Source organism: Desulfurivibrio modestus, assembly GCF_044068625.1.
Taxonomy (GTDB): Bacteria; Desulfobacterota; Desulfobulbia; order Desulfobulbales; family Desulfurivibrionaceae; genus Desulfurivibrio.
Map to the genome: position 1 here is coordinate 25,862 of NZ_JBIPKH010000013.1, position 17,756 is coordinate 43,617.

The 17,756-nt window shown below is 58.1% G+C and carries 15 protein-coding genes and 1 riboswitch; all 15 genes read left to right on the forward strand.

The features are described from left to right. The first annotated feature begins 2 nt into the window (after window positions 1–2). The 15 genes from rfbA to ACHHRT_RS09035 all read left to right on the forward strand — a co-directional run bounded on the left by rfbA (window position 3) and on the right by ACHHRT_RS09035 (window position 17,755). Window positions 3–875 (forward strand): glucose-1-phosphate thymidylyltransferase RfbA, encoded by an 873-nt coding sequence (gene rfbA, locus ACHHRT_RS08965; RefSeq protein ID WP_395499428.1) that lies wholly within the window; start codon window positions 3–5, stop codon window positions 873–875. Next, window positions 872–1,420, forward strand: a complete 549-nt coding sequence (rfbC, locus tag ACHHRT_RS08970) for a dTDP-4-dehydrorhamnose 3,5-epimerase (RefSeq protein ID WP_395499429.1) — start codon at window positions 872–874, stop codon at window positions 1,418–1,420. The genes rfbA and rfbC overlap by 4 nt, the downstream gene beginning before the upstream one ends. Further along, the gene (gene rfbD, locus ACHHRT_RS08975; RefSeq protein ID WP_395499430.1) at window positions 1,417–2,298 is read left to right on the forward strand and encodes a dTDP-4-dehydrorhamnose reductase; all 882 of its coding nucleotides are present in this window, start codon (window positions 1,417–1,419) and stop codon (window positions 2,296–2,298) included. Before rfbC ends, rfbD begins: the two co-directional genes overlap by 4 nt. After that, the gene (gene rfbB / locus ACHHRT_RS08980) at window positions 2,283–3,380 is read left to right on the forward strand and encodes a dTDP-glucose 4,6-dehydratase (protein WP_395499431.1); all 1,098 of its coding nucleotides are present in this window, start codon (window positions 2,283–2,285) and stop codon (window positions 3,378–3,380) included. Before rfbD ends, rfbB begins: the two co-directional genes overlap by 16 nt. A gap of 37 nt (window positions 3,381–3,417) precedes the next feature. Continuing rightward, window positions 3,418–4,866: a sensor histidine kinase gene (locus ACHHRT_RS08985; RefSeq protein WP_395499432.1), complete on the forward strand. Its 1,449-nt coding sequence runs from the start codon at window positions 3,418–3,420 to the stop codon at window positions 4,864–4,866. An 11-nt stretch (window positions 4,867–4,877) separates the two neighbouring features. Next, on the forward strand, window positions 4,878–5,537 hold the full coding sequence (locus ACHHRT_RS08990) for a tetratricopeptide repeat protein (RefSeq protein ID WP_395499433.1): 660 nt from the start codon (window positions 4,878–4,880) through the stop codon (window positions 5,535–5,537). Window positions 5,538–5,547: 10 nt separating this feature from the next. Next, window positions 5,548–6,903: a sigma-54-dependent transcriptional regulator gene (locus ACHHRT_RS08995; protein WP_395499434.1), complete on the forward strand. Its 1,356-nt coding sequence runs from the start codon at window positions 5,548–5,550 to the stop codon at window positions 6,901–6,903. A gap of 479 nt (window positions 6,904–7,382) precedes the next feature. After that, window positions 7,383–7,475, forward strand: a riboswitch (cyclic di-GMP riboswitch). A gap of 61 nt (window positions 7,476–7,536) precedes the next feature. Continuing rightward, window positions 7,537–9,192: a hypothetical protein gene (locus ACHHRT_RS09000; protein ID WP_395499435.1), complete on the forward strand. Its 1,656-nt coding sequence runs from the start codon at window positions 7,537–7,539 to the stop codon at window positions 9,190–9,192. Between the two features lie 102 nt (window positions 9,193–9,294). Continuing rightward, complete coding sequence (locus ACHHRT_RS09005) at window positions 9,295–10,650, forward strand: hypothetical protein (protein WP_395499436.1); 1,356 nt, start codon at window positions 9,295–9,297, stop codon at window positions 10,648–10,650. Continuing rightward, window positions 10,647–12,446, forward strand: a complete 1,800-nt coding sequence (locus ACHHRT_RS09010) for a hypothetical protein (protein ID WP_395499437.1) — start codon at window positions 10,647–10,649, stop codon at window positions 12,444–12,446. Before ACHHRT_RS09005 ends, ACHHRT_RS09010 begins: the two co-directional genes overlap by 4 nt. Then, window positions 12,447–13,484 carry a polysaccharide deacetylase family protein gene (locus ACHHRT_RS09015; protein WP_395499438.1) on the forward strand — a complete coding sequence of 346 codons (1,038 nt, stop codon included), beginning with the start codon at window positions 12,447–12,449 and terminating at the stop codon, window positions 13,482–13,484. Further along, the gene (locus tag ACHHRT_RS09020) at window positions 13,481–14,575 is read left to right on the forward strand and encodes a lipid II:glycine glycyltransferase FemX (protein ID WP_395499439.1); all 1,095 of its coding nucleotides are present in this window, start codon (window positions 13,481–13,483) and stop codon (window positions 14,573–14,575) included. Before ACHHRT_RS09015 ends, ACHHRT_RS09020 begins: the two co-directional genes overlap by 4 nt. Next, window positions 14,575–15,510 carry a glycosyltransferase family 2 protein gene (locus tag ACHHRT_RS09025; protein ID WP_395499440.1) on the forward strand — a complete coding sequence of 312 codons (936 nt, stop codon included), beginning with the start codon at window positions 14,575–14,577 and terminating at the stop codon, window positions 15,508–15,510. Before ACHHRT_RS09020 ends, ACHHRT_RS09025 begins: the two co-directional genes overlap by 1 nt. After that, window positions 15,507–16,649, forward strand: a complete 1,143-nt coding sequence (locus ACHHRT_RS09030; protein ID WP_395499441.1) for a DegT/DnrJ/EryC1/StrS family aminotransferase — start codon at window positions 15,507–15,509, stop codon at window positions 16,647–16,649. Before ACHHRT_RS09025 ends, ACHHRT_RS09030 begins: the two co-directional genes overlap by 4 nt. Before the next feature lie 32 nt (window positions 16,650–16,681). Then, complete coding sequence (locus ACHHRT_RS09035; RefSeq protein ID WP_395499442.1) at window positions 16,682–17,755, forward strand: GNAT family N-acetyltransferase; 1,074 nt, start codon at window positions 16,682–16,684, stop codon at window positions 17,753–17,755. Window position 17,756 lies beyond the last annotated feature (1 nt).

Here is a 17,756-nt window from a genome sequence, read left to right on the forward strand (position 1 = left end):
CCATGCGCAAAGGGATTATCCTGGCCGGCGGTTCCGGCACCCGGCTCTACCCGCTGACCCATTCGGTGAGCAAGCAACTGATGCCGGTTTACGACAAACCGATGATCTACTACCCCCTCTCCACCCTGATGCTGGCGGGGATCCGGGAGATCCTGATCATCACCACCCCCGGCGATCAGGCCGCCTTCCGCCACCTGCTGGGGGACGGCAGCGCCTGGGGACTGGAGCTGACCTACGCTATCCAGCCCAGCCCCGACGGCCTGGCCCAGGCCTTTATCATCGGGGCCGATTTTGTCGGTTCCGACCCGGTCACCCTGGTGTTGGGGGACAATATCTTCTACGGGGAAGGCCTCTCCCGCCGACTCCAGAGCATCGCCGCCCGCGACGCCGGGGCCACCATTTTCGGCTACACCGTCAAAGACCCGGAGCGCTACGGGGTGATCGCCTTCGATGAGCAGGGCAAGGCCACCAGCATCGAAGAAAAACCCAGCCGGCCCAAATCCAACTACGCGGTCACCGGCCTCTATTTTTACGATAACCAGGTGCTGGAGATCGCCCGGCAGATCAAACCCTCGGCCCGGGGCGAGCTGGAGATCACCGATGTCAACCGGGCCTACCTGGAACAAGACCGGCTCACCGTGGAACCCCTGAGCCGGGGTACCGCCTGGCTGGACACCGGCACCCACCACTCTTTAGTGGAAGCAGCCCTCTTCATCAAGGTGGTGGAGGATCGCCAGGGGCTGAAGATCGCCTGCCCGGAAGAGATCGCCTACCGGATGGGCTATATCGACAGCGAGCAACTGGCGGCCCTGGCTCGGCCCCTGGAAAAAAGCGGCTACGGCCAGTACCTGCTGCGGATCATCGGCCGGCCATGAAATTCACCCCCACCGCCATCCCGGAGGTAATCCTCATCGAACCCCAGGTATTCGGGGACGAACGCGGCTTTTTCATGGAGACCTGGCACGCGGCAAAATTCGCCGCCGCCGGGCTGGATCTCGCCTTTGTCCAGGACAACCACAGCCGCTCCGGCCGGGGCACCCTGCGGGGCCTGCATTACCAAATCAAGCAGCCCCAGGGCAAGCTGGCCCGGGTGATCGCCGGCGAGGTCTTCGATGTGGCCGTGGATCTGCGCCGCCACTCCCCAACCTTCGGCCGCTGGGTGGGGGTGATTCTCTCGGCAACCAACAAAAAGATGCTCTGGGTGCCACCGGGTTTCGCCCACGGCTTTTACGTGCTGAGCCCCGAGGCGGATTTTCTCTATAAATGCACCCAGTTCTACGCCCCTGAAGATGAGCGGGTGCTGCGCTGGGACGACCCGGAGCTGGCCATCGCCTGGCCGCTACCGCCGGATCTTCCTCCCCTGCTCTCGGCCAAGGACCAGGCCGGAGTCGGCTGGCGGGAGGCGGAGTGCTACCCATGAAGGTGCTGATCACCGGCGCCGGCGGCCAGGCGGGGAGCGAACTGCGAAAAACCGCCCCGCCCCGGTTTGAACTGCACTGCCTGACCCGGCAGCAACTGGATATCAGCGACCAGGTCGCGGTCAACCAGGCGCTGGCCGCCATTGAACCCGAGCTGATCATCAACGCCGCCGCCTATACCGCGGTGGACCAGGCCGAAGCGGAAGCGAAGCTGGCCTACGCGGTCAACGCCACCGGAGCCGGCAACCTGGCCCGGGCCGCGGCCGCCGCCAAGGCCAGGCTGCTGCATATCTCCACCGATTTTGTCTTTGCCGGCGACCAGGCCACCCCCTATCGCCCCAACGCCCCCACCGGCCCCCTCAATATTTACGGCCAGAGCAAACTGGCGGGTGAAATGGAGGTTCGGGGGGCCAGCAACGGCCAGGCCCTGATTATCCGCACCGGCTGGCTCTATGGGGCCCAGGGCCACAACTTCGTCAAAACCATGCTTCGCCTGCTGGCCCAACGGTCGGAACTGGGGGTGGTCTGCGATCAGATCGGCACCCCCACCTGGGCCCGCACCCTGGCCCGGGCCCTGTGGGCGGCGGCCGAGCGACCGGAGCTGCAGGGCATCTACCACTGGAGTGACGCCGGGGTGGCAAGCTGGTACGATTTCGCGGTGGCGATCAGGGAGGAGGGAGAGCAACTGGGCCTGCTCGCCCCCACCAGCGGGGCGGTCAAACCCATCAACAGCGCCGCCTACCCCACCCCGGCCCGCCGCCCTCCCTGCAGCGTGCTGGACAAAACCGCCAGCTGGCAGGATTTCGGCCTGCCTCCCCGCCACTGGCGCGACGGCCTGCGGGCCATGCTAAGGGAGCTGAAAACATGCGTAAACTGTTGATCACCGGCGGGGCCGGTTTTATCGGGGCCAACTTTGTTCACTACTGGGCCAGGCAGCATCCCGGGGACCGGCTGGTGGTGCTGGACGCCCTGACCTATGCCGGCAACCCGGCCAATCTGGAAGGGCTGCCGGCCGGAGCCGACTGGCGCCTGGTCCATGGCGATATCTGCGACCAGCCCCTGGTGGAGCAACTGCTGGCCGCGGAAAAGATCGACACCATCGTCCACTTTGCCGCCGAATCCCACGTGGACCGCTCCATTGCCGGGCCGGAGGCCTTTGTTCAAACCAATATCGTCGGCACCCACACTCTGCTGCTGGCGGCCAAAAAGAGCTGGCCCGAGGGGGGTGACTTTCTTTTCCACCACGTCTCCACCGACGAGGTTTACGGCTCGCTGGGTCCCGCTGACCCGCCCTTTTCCGAAACCACTCCCTACGCCCCCAACTCCCCCTACGCGGCCAGCAAGGCCGCCTCGGACCATCTGGTGCGCAGCTATCATCACACCTACGGCCTGCCGGTGACCACCAGCAACTGCTCCAACAACTACGGACCCTACCAGTTTCCGGAAAAGCTGATCCCCCTGGTGCTGATCAACGCCCTGGACGGCAAACCCCTGCCCATCTATGGTGACGGCGGCAACATCCGCGACTGGCTGCAGGTGGAGGACCACTGCCGGGGGATCGAGTTGGTGATGAACAAAGGCCGGCGGGGAGAAACCTACAATATCGGCGGCCACAACGAGGTGACCAACCTGGAGATCGTCCACCTCCTCTGCCGGACCCTGGACCACCATTTTTCCACCGACCCCGCCCTGGCCCGCCGCTTCCCCCACTGCCCGGCGGCCCAACGCCAAAGCTGCGCCGAACTGATCACCTTCGTCAAGGACCGACCCGGCCACGACCGGCGCTACGCCATCGACCCCACCAGGGCCGAAAAGGAACTGGGCTACACCCCCGCCTACAGCTTCGAGGCGGGAATCGAGGCCACCGTCGACTGGTATCTGGCCCACGAGCCCTGGTGGCGAGCGATTCTGGACGGCAGCTACGCCGAGTGGGTGAGCACCAACTACAGGAATCGCAACTGACCTTTTAAAGAACTGGCCGGCCGGGGCCCTGCTTCCATTGAAACTGTCGATCTTCGCACGCCTGCTTATCAGCTCTCTGGTCTTTTTCGTCATGCTGGCCGGGGTGAGCCTCTTTTTTATCTACCACCTCAGTCGGTTCAATCAGGTGGTGCAGTCCATCGTTCAGCATGACGCGGCAGTCATGGAGTTCTCCGGCCGGCTCTCCGACGCGCTGCTCTCCCAGGCGCGCAACGACCGCCTGTTTGTGCTGCTCAACGATGAGCAGCTCCACCGGAAATACCTGGAGGACGGGGACGAGTTCACCCGGCTGCTGGGGAACGCCCGGCGTGACTTGGCCAATCCCGAGATTCAACAGGCCCTGCAGGCCATCGCCGCCCTGCACCTTGAATTTACCCGGCTGGCCGAGGAGGAGCACCAGTTGCGCCGCAGCGCTGCCACCTATGACGCCGACCGATACGAAGAAGAGAAGAAGCAGGTCACCGCCGAGCTGATTGCCACCTTGCAGGGGATGCAGCAGGCGAGCGAGAAGAACGTGTTTGCCAAAATAGCCAACCTGCGAGAAGCCGGCGAGCGGGCCGGGGGCATCGCCGTTTTGATCACCCTCGGGGCGCTTTTCATCGGCCTGCTGGTGGCCGCCGTCATCACTCGGAGCATCACCCGACCGCTGCGGGTCATGCAGGCCAAGACCCGGGAAATCGCCCAGGGCAACTTTCAGGGTGATCTCCGGATCGAATCGCCCCCGAACATCAAAGAACTGGCCATCGCCCTCAACAGCATGTGCCACAAGCTTCAGGAACTGGACAACCTGAAGTCGGCCTTTTTCGCCGACATGTCCCACGAACTGCGCACCCCCCTGGCTTCCATCAAGGAAGGGACCCACATTTTACTTGACCGCGTGGGCGGGGAGATCAATAATCACCAGCAGCGCATCCTGCTGATCATCTCCCAGGAGAGCGACCGCCTGATCAGCCGGGTCAACTCCCTGCTGGACCTGGCCAGGATGGAAGCAGGGATGGTGGTCGATCATTATGCTCGAACCGATCTCTCCGCCCTGGTCCCCGACGCCCTGCAGGGCTTGCAGCCCCTGGCCGAGGCCAAGGGGCTGCGCATCGTCAACAACATCGCCGCCGTGCCGCCGGTAAATGTGGACCGGGAAAGAATCACGCAGGTGGTGCGCAATCTGGTGGGCAACGCCGTCAAGTTCACCCCGGAAGAGGGCACCATCACCCTGACGGCCGCGGTCCGGGGCAAGATGCTGGAAGTGGCCGTGCAAGACACCGGCATCGGCATTCCCGAGGGCGACCTGGAGCGGATTTTTCTCAAGTTCCAGCAGGTGCTTCCGGCCCGGAGCGACAAGATCAAAGGCAGCGGCCTGGGGCTGGCCACGGTGAAACAGATCATTCTCGCGCACGGAGGCATGGTGTGGGCGACCAGTCAAATCGAAAAAGGCAGCACGTTTTACTTTACCTTACCGCTGGCGGACTGATCCTGGCGCTGATGGCGACTGCCTGTGCGCCGTTGCGGCTGCCCCCCTCCGAAATCCCGGCCCGACATGAGCTTACCCGGTACCGTGAGCACCTGGCCGCCGAAAGGTTCGATACCGTGATCCAACAGAGCCGCGAGGTCTTGCAAGAGAGCGAGACCGAGCTTCCGGCCGATCTGGCCCTTTACGCACTGGGCCTGGTTTACGCCAACCCCGCCTTCCCGGAAAGGAATGCCGACCTCTCCAGAGACTACTTCGCACAACTGATCCTGCACTTTCCCGCTTCACCGCTGGTTCCCGAGGCCAAAATTCTTGTCGACCTTTACGACACCATCGCCGCCCTCAAGGAATCTCCGGCCCTGCCCCGACCGCTGGTTGAAGATCGTAATTTTGCGGAGGCGGCGAGGAAAAACGAGCAGATTCTGCGGCAGGCCGGTACCGCCCCACCGGCCGACGAGGCGCTCTACAACCTGGGGCTGATCTCCGCCCACGGCGACAATCCGGCCCGGGATTACCAGCAGGCCCGGGATTATTTCGCCGGGATCGTAAGCGACTTTCCCGCCAGCCCCCGGGCGGAAGAGGCCCGGGTCTGGCTGGGGATTTTCGAGGTTTTAGAGAAGATGCGCCAGATCGACCGGCAAATCGAAGAGCAGAAAAAGCAGCTCACCCGCTGAGGAGCGAGCAATGGCGGACAAAAGAATATTGCTGGTCGATGACGACCTGAATCTGCTGGACCTGATCCGGATCCGGCTGAACGCCTCCGGTTACCAGGTGACCACCGCCGCCCACGAAAACGAGGCGAAAAGGGTGGTGGCCCAACAGCAGTTCGACGCTGCGGTGATCGACCTGCAACTGGTCAGTCAGGACGGCATTACCCTGATGGAGGAGCTGCACCGGGAGGCCCCGGAGCTGCCGGTGATCATCCTCACCGCCCACGGCAGCATTGAAAGCGCGGTGGACGCCATGGGGCGGGGGGCCTTCACCTACCTGACCAAGCCCTTCGACTCCCGCGAATTGATCCTGCAGATCGAACGGGGCCTGGAAAAAAGCCGGCTGACCGGAGAGCTTAATCGGCTGCGGGAGCTGGTCGAGGAGAAGCGCGACTTCGGCAATATCATCGCTCGCAGCCAACCGATGCGCCGGGTGCTCGACCAGGTGGCCCGCATCGCCGATTCCGCCGCCACCGTGGCCATCTATGGGGCCAGCGGCACCGGCAAGGAGATGATCGCCAAAGCCATCCATCTGGCCGGCCCGCGCCGGGAAGCGCCCTTCCTGGCCATCAATTGCGCCGCCATCCCCGGAAATCTACTGGAAAGCGAACTTTTCGGGCACGAGAAAGGGGCCTTCACCGGCGCGATCCGCAAGAAACCGGGGCTTTTCGCCCGGGCCGGCCGGGGCACGGTTTTTCTGGACGAAATCGGCGAGTTGCCGCTGCCCCTGCAGGGCAAACTGTTGCGGGTGCTGCAGGAGCGGACCATCATGCCCCTGGGCGGCGAGCAGCAGGTCGCCCTCAACGCCCGGGTGATTGTTGCCACCAACAAAAACCTGAAGGAAGAGGTGAAAAAAGGCGCCTTCCGCGAAGACCTGTTCTACCGGGTTCACGTAATTCCGGTGCATATTCCCCCACTGCGGGACCGAAAGGAAGACATCCCGCCCCTGGTTGAGTACTTCCTGCGCCGGCACAGCCAGCAGACGGGCAAAAAAAGCAGCACCATCACCACCGCCGCGCTGCAGAAAATGATGCTGCATGACTGGCCAGGCAACGTCCGGGAGTTGGAAAATACCATTGAATTCGCCCTAGCCATGGCCCGAAGCGGCACCATCGGCGCGGAGCTGATCCTGCCGGCCAAAAACGGCCGCGGCTCCCTGCCGACCCTGAAAGAGGCGCGGGCCGGTTTTGAAAAAACCTATCTGCGCGATCTGCTCAAGGCCACCGCCGGCAACATCAGTCGAGCGGCGAAACTGGCCGGCAAATACCGGGCCGATCTCTATAATATGCTGAAAAAGCACGGCATTTCTCCCGGTGAATTCAAGGATTGAAATGCGAACCTTGCGCAGTAAAATCCATACAATTCAAGTAACCTTCCGGTTTAACTAACTAATAACGCCTTGATCGCCGCTTTCCCCCCTTCCTGGTGTAGTCTATTCCATTCACTTTTTGCCTTGCGGACCTCCCACCGCTCCCCCTTGTTTTGTTTTTTTCTCTTTAAAAACAGCAGCTTATCGATCAGGACCCCAGCCTGGCATCTTACTTGCTTTTACGATTCGTGGTTAAACAAATTAAGCCGCCGGTAAAAAGAACGACCGCCAGGGTCGTTTTTTTATACAGCAACCCGGACTGACGGAAAAGGTCATCAACGAGTGACGGTTTATGTCAGTCTCCCAGAAAAACTTGGCTGCGGATTGCAGTCGCAAGCCGGGAGTGTTGGTCGCAACCTACTGTAACAACTTTATAAATCTTAACTTAAGTAAGCTTGGCATGTTTTGTGCTCTATGCAACGTTCGCAACGAGCGTTTTACCACGATAAAGGCAAACCATGGCGAAAGCATGGGACGCAAAGCCACCGGCCTTCCTCCTGTTCACGACAGGAGATGGTAGCGGGGTTGCCGAATGGTTCCTGTCAACCAAGTGATTGACAGACCATACGGCATCCAACTTTCTGAGGTGCCGTTATGAAAACTAAGATCGCAAGTTTTTTCCCCGCCCTTCTACTGCTCCTGATCCTGACCGCCTGCGGTGGCGGTTCCGACAGCCCTCCCGTTGTCAGCAGTGCCCCCAGTACGGGGAGCTATCCCATCGCCCCTACTGATGGCGACTCAGCGGGCAGTCCCGTAACAGTTCCCGAGGACGACTCGCCGGACAGTAACGACTATCCCATTGATGACGGCGCGGCCGACAGTAATGATCAGACCACCGACGACGGCGCTGCCGACAGCAATGATCAGGCTACCGAGGGCGGCGCTGCCGACAGCAACGACCAGGCCAACGACGACACCTCCGCCGAAAGCAATGACCAGGCCAACGATGACACCTCTGCCGAAAGCAATGACCAGGCCAACGATGACACCTCTGCCGACAACACCAATGACGAGCCGGCCGGTATCACCGGTGGCATCGCGGTTGACCCTTACATTGTTGGCGCCACTTTTTTTGAAGATGTCAATGGTAACGGCCGCTGGGACGCGGGGGAAGGTGAGCAAATCTCCACGCCCTCCGACGAGCAGGGCCGTTTCACCTTTGCCAAGCCGGTGCCCGCCGGTAATGCCATCATTATGCTGGAGCGCGGCACCCACCAGGGCCTGCCTTTTACCGGCCAACTCATGCACCGGGTCAGCCAGGATGACGCCGGCACCGTGGTGGTGACTCCGCTGACCACCCTGGCGGCCAGGGCTTTTGCCGATGGTGATATCTCCTCCCTTTTGACCGCGATCAACGGCTATCGGGGCTATGATCTCACCGTCGACCCCATGGCCGGCCTGGCGGAACTCAACGGCTCGGTAAACGAAGATGAGCTGGCCGATCTACGGGCCAACCTCTACATGGGAGCGCTACTGGACCTGTTCCAGGTAAGCCGGGAGATCGCGGAGCTCAATGGCCAAAACCTGGAACCCGACAACTATGAACTGCTGTACGGTCTGCGTGAAGGTCTGCTTTACGCGACAGATCCGACGGCCCAGAACCGTATCGCGGCGCTTTTGCCGCTGGGTTTCACCATGCCTCCGGTGACCATGCGGGAAGTGGCCGAAAGCCTGCCGGCCATCCTCAACTGGTGGAAGCAGGAACTGATCGGCAAGGCGCTGCAAGGGGAGCCGGTGGAAGTTACCGCCGAGGCCTTCAAGAATCTGGTGGACGCGGTGCAGCCCGAACTCGGCCTCCACTACTACCTGCGTCGGCACCAGAATGATGCCGGGGTACAGGCTGCCGGCCTGCAACCCGAGTTCGATAGCGCTTACGTGTCGATCTGCCGCGACAATGCCGTAGGGCCATTGGAGACCATCAATTATGACGCGTTGCTGGGGCAATCCCTGGTGCTCGGCGACAACAGCCGCCTGCGTTTCGCCAAAGACCCGGAAGGCCCCCATGGCACGGTGGAACTGTCCTTGGGCGGCAACAGCCTCATCGGCACCTGGCGAATCGAGGAAGCATGGGGCGAAACCACGCTGCTGATCCTGGAGGATGACGATGGCCTCCTGGAATTGGAGCTGGAAGCCAATCGCCACAGCCACCTTTCCCTGCGGGTCACAACCTCGGCTGACGCCTACGCCCCGGACTCCTTCGTCGGTCGGTTGCTGGAGGCCACCCGTCAATTCACGATGGCGGGAAGTTGATGACTGGAGTACAGTTAAGTTGGTAAAAAGATATTCAACCTGTTTCGGATCGCAAAATAAGCTGCTGAGCAAGAGTGAAAAATGACCCCCCTCGTTCCCATAATGCTCATCGGCTGGGTGCCCTTTACGATCTTCCTGTTCAGCACCCTCAAGCCCCACCAGGCCGTGCTGGTTTCGGTTATTGGCGGTTGGCTGCTGCTGCCGGTGTTTAGTTATAATTTCCAGGGGATTCCCACCTTTGACAAGCACTCCGCCATTGCCCTGGGGCTGGTTCTGGGCGGCTGGCTTTCCGGGCAACGGCAGAAGGCAAACTTCCAGTGGAAAATTTACGACCTGCCCATGGTGCTCTGGTGCTTTTCCGCCATTCCCACCTCCCTGGTCAACCAACTGGGACTTTATGACGGGATTTCCGGCACCTTCACCAAGATTATGGTCTGGGGTATTCCTTACCTGGCCGGGCGAATCTACTTCACCAACCATGAAGCCCTGCACGATCTTTGCCGGGGCATTGTCATTGGCGGCCTGATCTATCTCCCGCTCTGTCTCTACGAAATCAGGATGAGCCCCCAGCTCAGCAACACAATTTATGGTTTTTTCCCCCATAGTTTCCATCAGCATGCCAGATACGGCGGCTACCGACCCATTGTCTTTATGAATCATGGCCTGATGGTGGCCTTGTGGATGGCGATGGCCACCACCGTGGCCTTCTGGCTGTGGCGCAGCCGAATCGTGGAACAGATCAAAGGCATCCCCATGGGGTTCATTGTTATGGCCCTGGCAATCACCACCTTGCTCTGCAAAACTCAAAACGGCATTCTGCTCATGTTCCTGGGCTGTAGTCTCTACTATGTTTACAGGTACACGAAAACCAGCCTGCCTTTTACCCTGCTTGTGCTGGGAATTCCTGCTTATCTGGTGCTTCGCATCACCGGCGTCATCGAGATGGACAATGTTGCCAGCGTGATGGCCCACCTGGTCGACGAAAGACGTATCCCTTCATTGCTGGCCCGGCTGACGCAGGAAGACAACTTCATCCGGCACACCTTGAACAGCCCCCTGTTTGGCTGGGGAACCCACCAGCGCAACTGGCCCATAGACCCGGAAACAGGCCGGCGGGTGGTTCGGGCAATCGACCCACTATGGTTGATCAATTTCAGCATCAATGGGTTTTTCGGCTTGCTCGCCTTTTTGGGCGCGATGATGCTGGGACCATGGAAGGTTTTGGGAGCTATGACCAACCCCACGGAAAAAGCCGCTGACTCGATGGTAATACCCCTGGCGCTGAGCTCGGTTGTAATCATGTTCATGATTGACTGCATTTTTAATGGCATGATCAACCCTGTTTACATAGTGAGCACCGGCGCACTAATCGGCTGGTTTTTAACGCAAGAAAACGGGAAAACCAAAGTTCTCAAAGTGAGAAATTTTGGTGCCAACACCAGGAGGATAAATCAATGAAAAACTATAAATTGTTACTAACGGGGCTGGCACTGGTTGCGGGTTTTTTCCTTTTCGGTGCGACTACCAACAGTTTTGCCACCGGCTTGATGGTATGGGGGAAACCACCAGCTAATATACATGAATTTACCGGCCTGCCATTGGATATAAATGGCTGGACCGATTTTAGATACATGATCAAGGAACAGAATTTATACCAGGATGCCAGGGTTGTATTTGTTTCCAGCTCGGAAGGAAATGATGCAACTGGATCTATTTATTCAGTCGACGATCTTGTTTTTAATGAGAATGGGGTGTTCCAGTCGGCGGGGCCGGTTAATCCTTATCAGACTTTAGCAGGGGGTGCTAAACAGTTGCGAGACGGTTACCCGGATATCATGTTGCTCAAAAGGGGAGACGAGTGGGTGGAAACTTTACCTGTTGGCAACAGGTCCGGGCGCTCGGTAACAGAAAGAGCGATTTATTCATCGTATGGGAATAACAGCGCAAGACCTGTGTTAAGGCCAGTGGGTAATATCATGTCTACTATGCGGGCGTCATATTTAATTTTCGCGAATCTTCATTTTTATGCAGCGCACAAAGACCCTGGGCATTCCAACTACCAAAGCAGTGAGCAAAGTGGTTCAGAGATAAGGTGGGTGGGGGGTGGCCATGATATTTTAGTTGAGGACGTACATTCCGATTATATTGGCTGGGTTGTTCAAGGGTGGTCTAATGATGACAAACCCGCCGAGTTCCACAATGTGGCTTTTAGGCGATGCTTTACTGAAAAAAACTACATTTTGCCAGGGGGACCCCATGCTCAAGGGATATGGACAAGCTATGTTTACGGCCTGCTCTTAGAGGACTCAACATGGTATCAGAACGGTTGGCGAGCCGATATACCAGAAACCGCAACCACATTTAATCGCAATTTGTATTTGTCTCACACCAATGAGGGTGTCGTTTTCCGGAATAACTTTTCTATCATGTCTGCGACGAGCGGAATCCAAATGCGTTCTGGTGGGGATGCTTTTGGTAATGTAATTTCTCATTGCACTTCAGGAATTCAGCAGGGTGTAAATCACGAAGCAAGGCCAGCTGGCCTCATAGCTAACTCTGCTTACAATGTTATTTTAGCTATGAGATATGGCACTTCCGGAAACCACAGCGTGGATGCTTACGGTCATGGTTTCAGGTATAACAGCGTGTCTGAGGGCTACGCTCTTGAGAATATTGTTGCTAATAGCCTGTATCCCAAAGTCGGTTTTTATGCGGATGACCATGACCCTAATGATGGAGCATATTCAATGTTCCGAAATTTCGATTTCGAGAAAAACATTGTTTATAACCATGGGCGAGAGAGTATTTATCTGGCGGAGATAGGTTCAAACACCCTCTCTAATATCAAGCTAATTGATAATGAGTTGGAGAATCAGGTGGATGATAGCGTCTTAATCCGATCAACAGCGCCGATGAGTGCTATTTCGATGTCAAAAGGTAATAAATACTGGTCTAATCGCGTAGATTATAAGTGGCTCACATCCGGCGCAACCACGATGACCCTTGCCGAGTGGGGCGATACCCTAGACCCCAAGGATACAACTTCAGTCGCAGATAATCCGAACTATTCTGATCCTGATCGTTCCTTGGCCACCTACGCGGCCTCGCTGGGTTACGATGAAACCCTCGAAGCCTTTGTGGATGAACTGAGAAAGCAGCAGCGACCCAACTGGCGGGATGAATTTACCGCTCGCGCAGCAATCAATTACATCCGAGCCGGATTTGGGCGTGGCCCAATACCCGAGGACTATTAAGTGCCTGATCTGAAAAACATAGTTGGCAATAAAAACGGTCATTCTTTGCAGAGGTTGGTGTATCGCGTCGGCTTGATGAATCTCGCAAGCAGCCTGCGAGGCTGTGAAGGCGCAGTCGTGTTGATGTACCATAGTGCGGCCGAGGAAGCCCAAAGCAAATGGATTGATCCGCGTGACCACGTTCCAGCAGATGTCTTTACTCAACAGATGGAGTTTCTCTCACGGGAGAGGCGCGTTGTTTCTCTGGTAGAACTTGTTTCCTGCCTTAAGCAGGGCCAGACGCCCGAAAAAGGAACCGTGGTCATCACCTTCGATGACGGTTACTTGGATAACCTCACGGTGGCCGCTCCAATCCTGGAGAACTATGGATTGACGGCCACCCTTTTTTTGCCAACCGGATACATTGATCGTGGTGAAAACCAATGGGTGGACCAAGCTTATGCTGCTTTCAAAGCACGCACTAGGAACAAGTTGAAATGGATTAGCGATTCGCCGCAAGTTTATGACCTTAAGCAGCCAGTCCAGCATAAAGCCGCTTACCGGGCCGTCTGCAGCACCCTGCTAGTTGCCGCCCGAGAAAAACGTCACAGTCTGCTGGCAAATTTGTACGACCAGCTTGCGCCCGCCCGGCACCCACCCCGGCTGACCATGAACTGGGAAGAAGTGCAAACCCTGGTCTCCCGCCACCGTTGCTTTGAAATCGGGGGCCACAGCCTGGAGCACACTGATTTGACCCGTGTTTCCGAAGCTGACGCCATTAAGGAGTTGACCGGGTGCGCCGAGCGTATTAAGGAGATGCTCGGCAGGCCGCCCCGGTACTTTTCTTTCTGTTACAGCCGAACCTCAAAACCGTTGCAAAGACTGGTGGCTGAGGCCGGTTTTGAGGCAGCTTGCGGGAGATGCGGCTACGACATCGCCATCAACAGTAAAAAGGATCTTTTTGACCTGCCGCGAATTGAAGCCCCGCCAACCATGGATAATTTCGACCTGATAACCTGTGCGGCAAATACCGGCGTCTGGCGGAGACTGGGCCGATGAGTGATGATACCGGCACGACTGCCAATAACTATACTGGTAGTGCCGACCGTGGTACTTCGCTGGAATCATCAGCATCAGTGGATGATCAGGAATGGGACCATTTTTTAAACAACTGTGACTACGGCCATCATGAACAGTGCAGCCGGTATGCTGCCAATCGTAACACCTATGGTTATCAATGTAACCGGGTGGTGGTAGAAAACGGCGGAGTTGCCGTTGGCGGCGTACAAATTCTGGTCCAGTCCACGCCGCTTGGCAAGTTTGCTCATATCCAAAGGGGACCGTTAGCGGTTGATGATGATTTGCGGGTGATGCGTCAGGTTGTTAAGGATCTGGAGGAAACGGCCCGTCTAAACGCTTACCGATCGGTGCGAGTGGACCTGTTTCCCCACCAGACCACGGCACGCAAGGCCCTGGAAGAGGCGGGGTTTATCTGCTCCAGTTTCCACACCTGCGCCCTACGTTCAGTTACAGTGCCTTTGCACTTGGCTGACGATGAACTGTTGACCAAGATGCATAAAAAGGTGGCCTATGAAGCCAGGCGTGCCCTTAAAAACGGGGTGACAGTACTGGCCGGTGGTGAAAGCTCGGTTGGCGAATTTTACGAGCTGCATCAGGCATCGTCTGGTCATCAGGCGTTTCCGATTTTTCCTCGCGAATACTTCGATTATCTTTGGCGCCTTTTCGGTCCAGTTGGTAAGGTGCAGCCTTTCATCGCTTACCATAACGGCAAGCCCATGGCCAGCTTGTTCAATACGATAGTCGGCGATCATATGTATTTTGGTTGGGGGGGTATGAGCCGAACGACCGAGGCCAGGAGATTGCGAGTAAATTACCTGTTGCACCTGACGGCCATGACCTGGGCCCGGGCGCACGGTTGTTCGCGTTATGATTTCGCCGGTACGGAGCCCTTTAAACAATGGTTTGCGGTGGACATTATTCAGTGGCCACACGCTTTGCGCAAGGTTTATGGGCCTGCGGCCGGCTGGCGGTGGAAAATGATGGAATTGACTGATGCCAGCCCTTTTCTTAAACATGCCGTTAATAAGATGATCAAAATAATGGGCCTGCGGCAAAGGATGCCGCTATAATGTCACACGGCCAGCAAACAGATTCCGAGCGCAAACCGCAGGTTACGGTGGTTGTCGTAACCTATCAGTCGCGAAATACCATTGGGGCAACGCTGGATTCTTTACGGGAATCCTGTGATGCCGGCCTGGCGGTGGTGGTGGTGGATAATGCCAGCAATGACGGGACCGCCGACTTTGTGGCCGCGCACGCGCCCTGGGCTACCTTGGTTCGCGGCCAGGGCAATATCGGATTCGGCCGGGGCTGCAACCGGGGGTTTGACTTGGTGGCAACACCTTATGTTTTACTGCTGAACCCGGATGCCGTGATTGCTGCCGACGCCCTGACCCGGCTGCTTACGTTTATGGAACAAAACCCGCAGGTGGGTATCTGCGGCCCGGCGGTGCAAGAGCCCTCCGGCGAGCTGCAGCCGACCGGCGCCCTCCCCGACCCCTGGAAGATCATGCTGCGGCCAATATTGCCCGGCTGGGCGGAACGGGACATGCGCCACGTGGTTCCCGGGGAGCGGCCGCAGGCGACGGACTGGGTTTGCGGTTCGATTATGTTGCTGCGCTGGAAAATGATCGAAGAGATCGGCCGGTTCGACCCGCGTTTCTTTCTCTATTTTGAAGAAACGGATTTGTGTCGCCGGGCACGGCGAGCGGGCTGGGAGATCTGGACCGTGGGGGAAGCCGTCGCCGAACACGTCAATGCGGCCTCGGCCAAGGCAACCGGGGCCCACATGATGTGGGACACCATTGCCGAGCACTACTTCAGAAGCCGTTTTTATTATCTGATAAAACACTTTGGCTGGCCGGCGGCGGTTACGGCCGAACTCGGCGAACTGTTGTTGATGACCGTGCGGGCGGCCGGAGAACGGTTGCGAGGAAGATCGTACAAAAGTCTGGGCTTGCGTTTACGTTCGCCCATCCTGAAATTACCGGTTTTCCCCGATTGAAAGGAAGCAAACAGATCATGGCCAAGGTATTGCCCTGCACCGGCGAGGGCGCCATTTTTTTCGGCAGACGGCCGGAGGATTTACCGGCCCTGGCCGATGACCGGCAACCGGTCGCTAATCATCACGCGCCCTACAAGTTCGCCTACGCCCGGACCGCGCTCAAATACGGCCTGCAGGCTAGCGGCTTTACACCGGGCAACGTGGTGCTGGTGCCGGACCTGATCTGTGAATCGCTGCTGGAACCCCTGGCCGACCTAGGGCTTGGCGTGTGCTATTATCCCGTGGGGCCAACCCTGGAACCCGAATGGGGCCAACTGGAGCAGTTGCTTGCCGACCCGGTCAAAGCCCTGCTGGTGGTCCATTATTTCGGTCAGCCGCAGCCCATGGCGGAGGTTCTTGGGTTCTGTCGCCGGAACGGGCTGCTGCTAATTGAAGACAATGCCCATGGTTTTGGCGCAACTTTTGAGGGGCAAGCCCTGGGAACCTTCGGGGAGATCGGGATCAGCTCACCCCGGAAAAGCTTTCCAGTGCCAAACGGGGCCTTTCTTTACCTGGCCAAAGATCAAATGCTGGACCTGGCGGCGCTTCGGCTGACGCCTACCAGTGCTTCCTTGCGTCGGCGCTGCCGGAGCTGGCTACAGGGCCTGATCCCCGCCGCCCTGCTAAGGCGGCGGCGGGCAACGATTGCATATCGCCGCCGCCTGGGGCCACCGCCGCCATACGGTTCGCAGACGGCTTTCCGGGAAGCACCCCTGGCCGGCGACTTCGTCATGGCCGCGGGGGTGGATCGCTTCCTGAACCGGCAGGATGTAACAAAAATCGGAGAGCTGCGTCGCCGGATTTATGGTATTTGGCTAGGTTGGGCCAAAACCCGGGGGCTGCAGCCGGTCTTCCCGGAACTGGCGGCGGGAGCCATGCCGCTGGTTTTTCCGGCTTATGCCAAATCTGTGGCCGACAGTTTGCAGTGGTATGCCCGCGGTCATTGGGCCGGGGTGGATATCCACTCTTGGCCCACCCTGCCCCAGGCCGTGGTCGAGCGTAACGGCGGGGCGATGCGGCTCTGGGAACGACTGGTTTGTTTTCCCATTCACCAGGACATGAATATACAAGTACTGGAAAGGCGGCTGGCGCTGCTTTAGCGGCCCGGCCAAGATCAACCAGGTGATGCCTGATGAAATTTTCCGTTATTCCGGCCCGCGAGTTGACTCCCGAGCTAACCGCCCGCTGGTCTGCCATCCAACAGGCGGAGCCGACCCTGGCCAACCCCTATTTCCGGCCCGAGTTCACCCAGGCCGTGGCCGCGGTGCGCGATGACGTTTACATCGGCATCCTGGAAGATCACAATGAAATCAAAGGTTTTTTCCCGTTTCATCGCAAATGGGGCGGGGTAGCCAAGCCCGTCGGCCTGGGCCTTTCCGATTACCACGGGGTTATTGCCCAAGCAGAATCCCGTTGGGGCGTGGCCGAACTGCTGCGGGGCTGCAAGCTGGTCCGCTGGGAGTTCGACCACCTGTTGACAACCCAAAGCCAGTGGTTGCCCTACCAAATTAGCACCTTGCCCTCGCCGATCATCAACACCGCGCAAAGCTACCAACAGTATGAAGAGACACGGCTAAAACTGGATGGCAAACAGCTTAAAGAAACCTACCGTAAGATAAGCCGCCTGGAGCGGGAAAAGGGAGCCCATACTTTTGTTCTGAACAGCAAAGACCCCGAAGTGTTCCAGGCCATGATCGACTGGAAGAGAAAACAGTGCCAACGTACGGGTGCGGTGGACTATTTTGGCCTGGATTGGACGGTGGAGCTGGTGAAGATCATTCACCAGGCCGATTCCGAGTATTTCGGCGGGGTGCTGTCCGCTGTATATGTCGGTGACAAGCTGGCTGCCGTTCATTTTGGCATGCGTTCCAACAACGTCCTCCATTCCTGGTTCCCCGGCTATGATGAGGCTTTTCAACCTTATTCGCCGGGCCTGATCCTGCTGGTGGAGCTGATCAGATCCTGTTGCACAAATCACATTCAATACATTGATCTCGGCAGGGATATGGTGACCTACAAAAAAAAGTTCATGACCGACGCCATCCCGGTTGCCCAGGGCTGCGTTGAAATGCCGTCGTTGCTTAACCGAGCCCGGCGCTGGCGGCATAGCTTTGAACAGTGGGGGCGGCAATCGGCCCTGCGGCCGATTCTTCTGCTTCCCGGTAGGGTGATTCAAAGAATTGAGCGAAAGGGACGATACAGTTGAG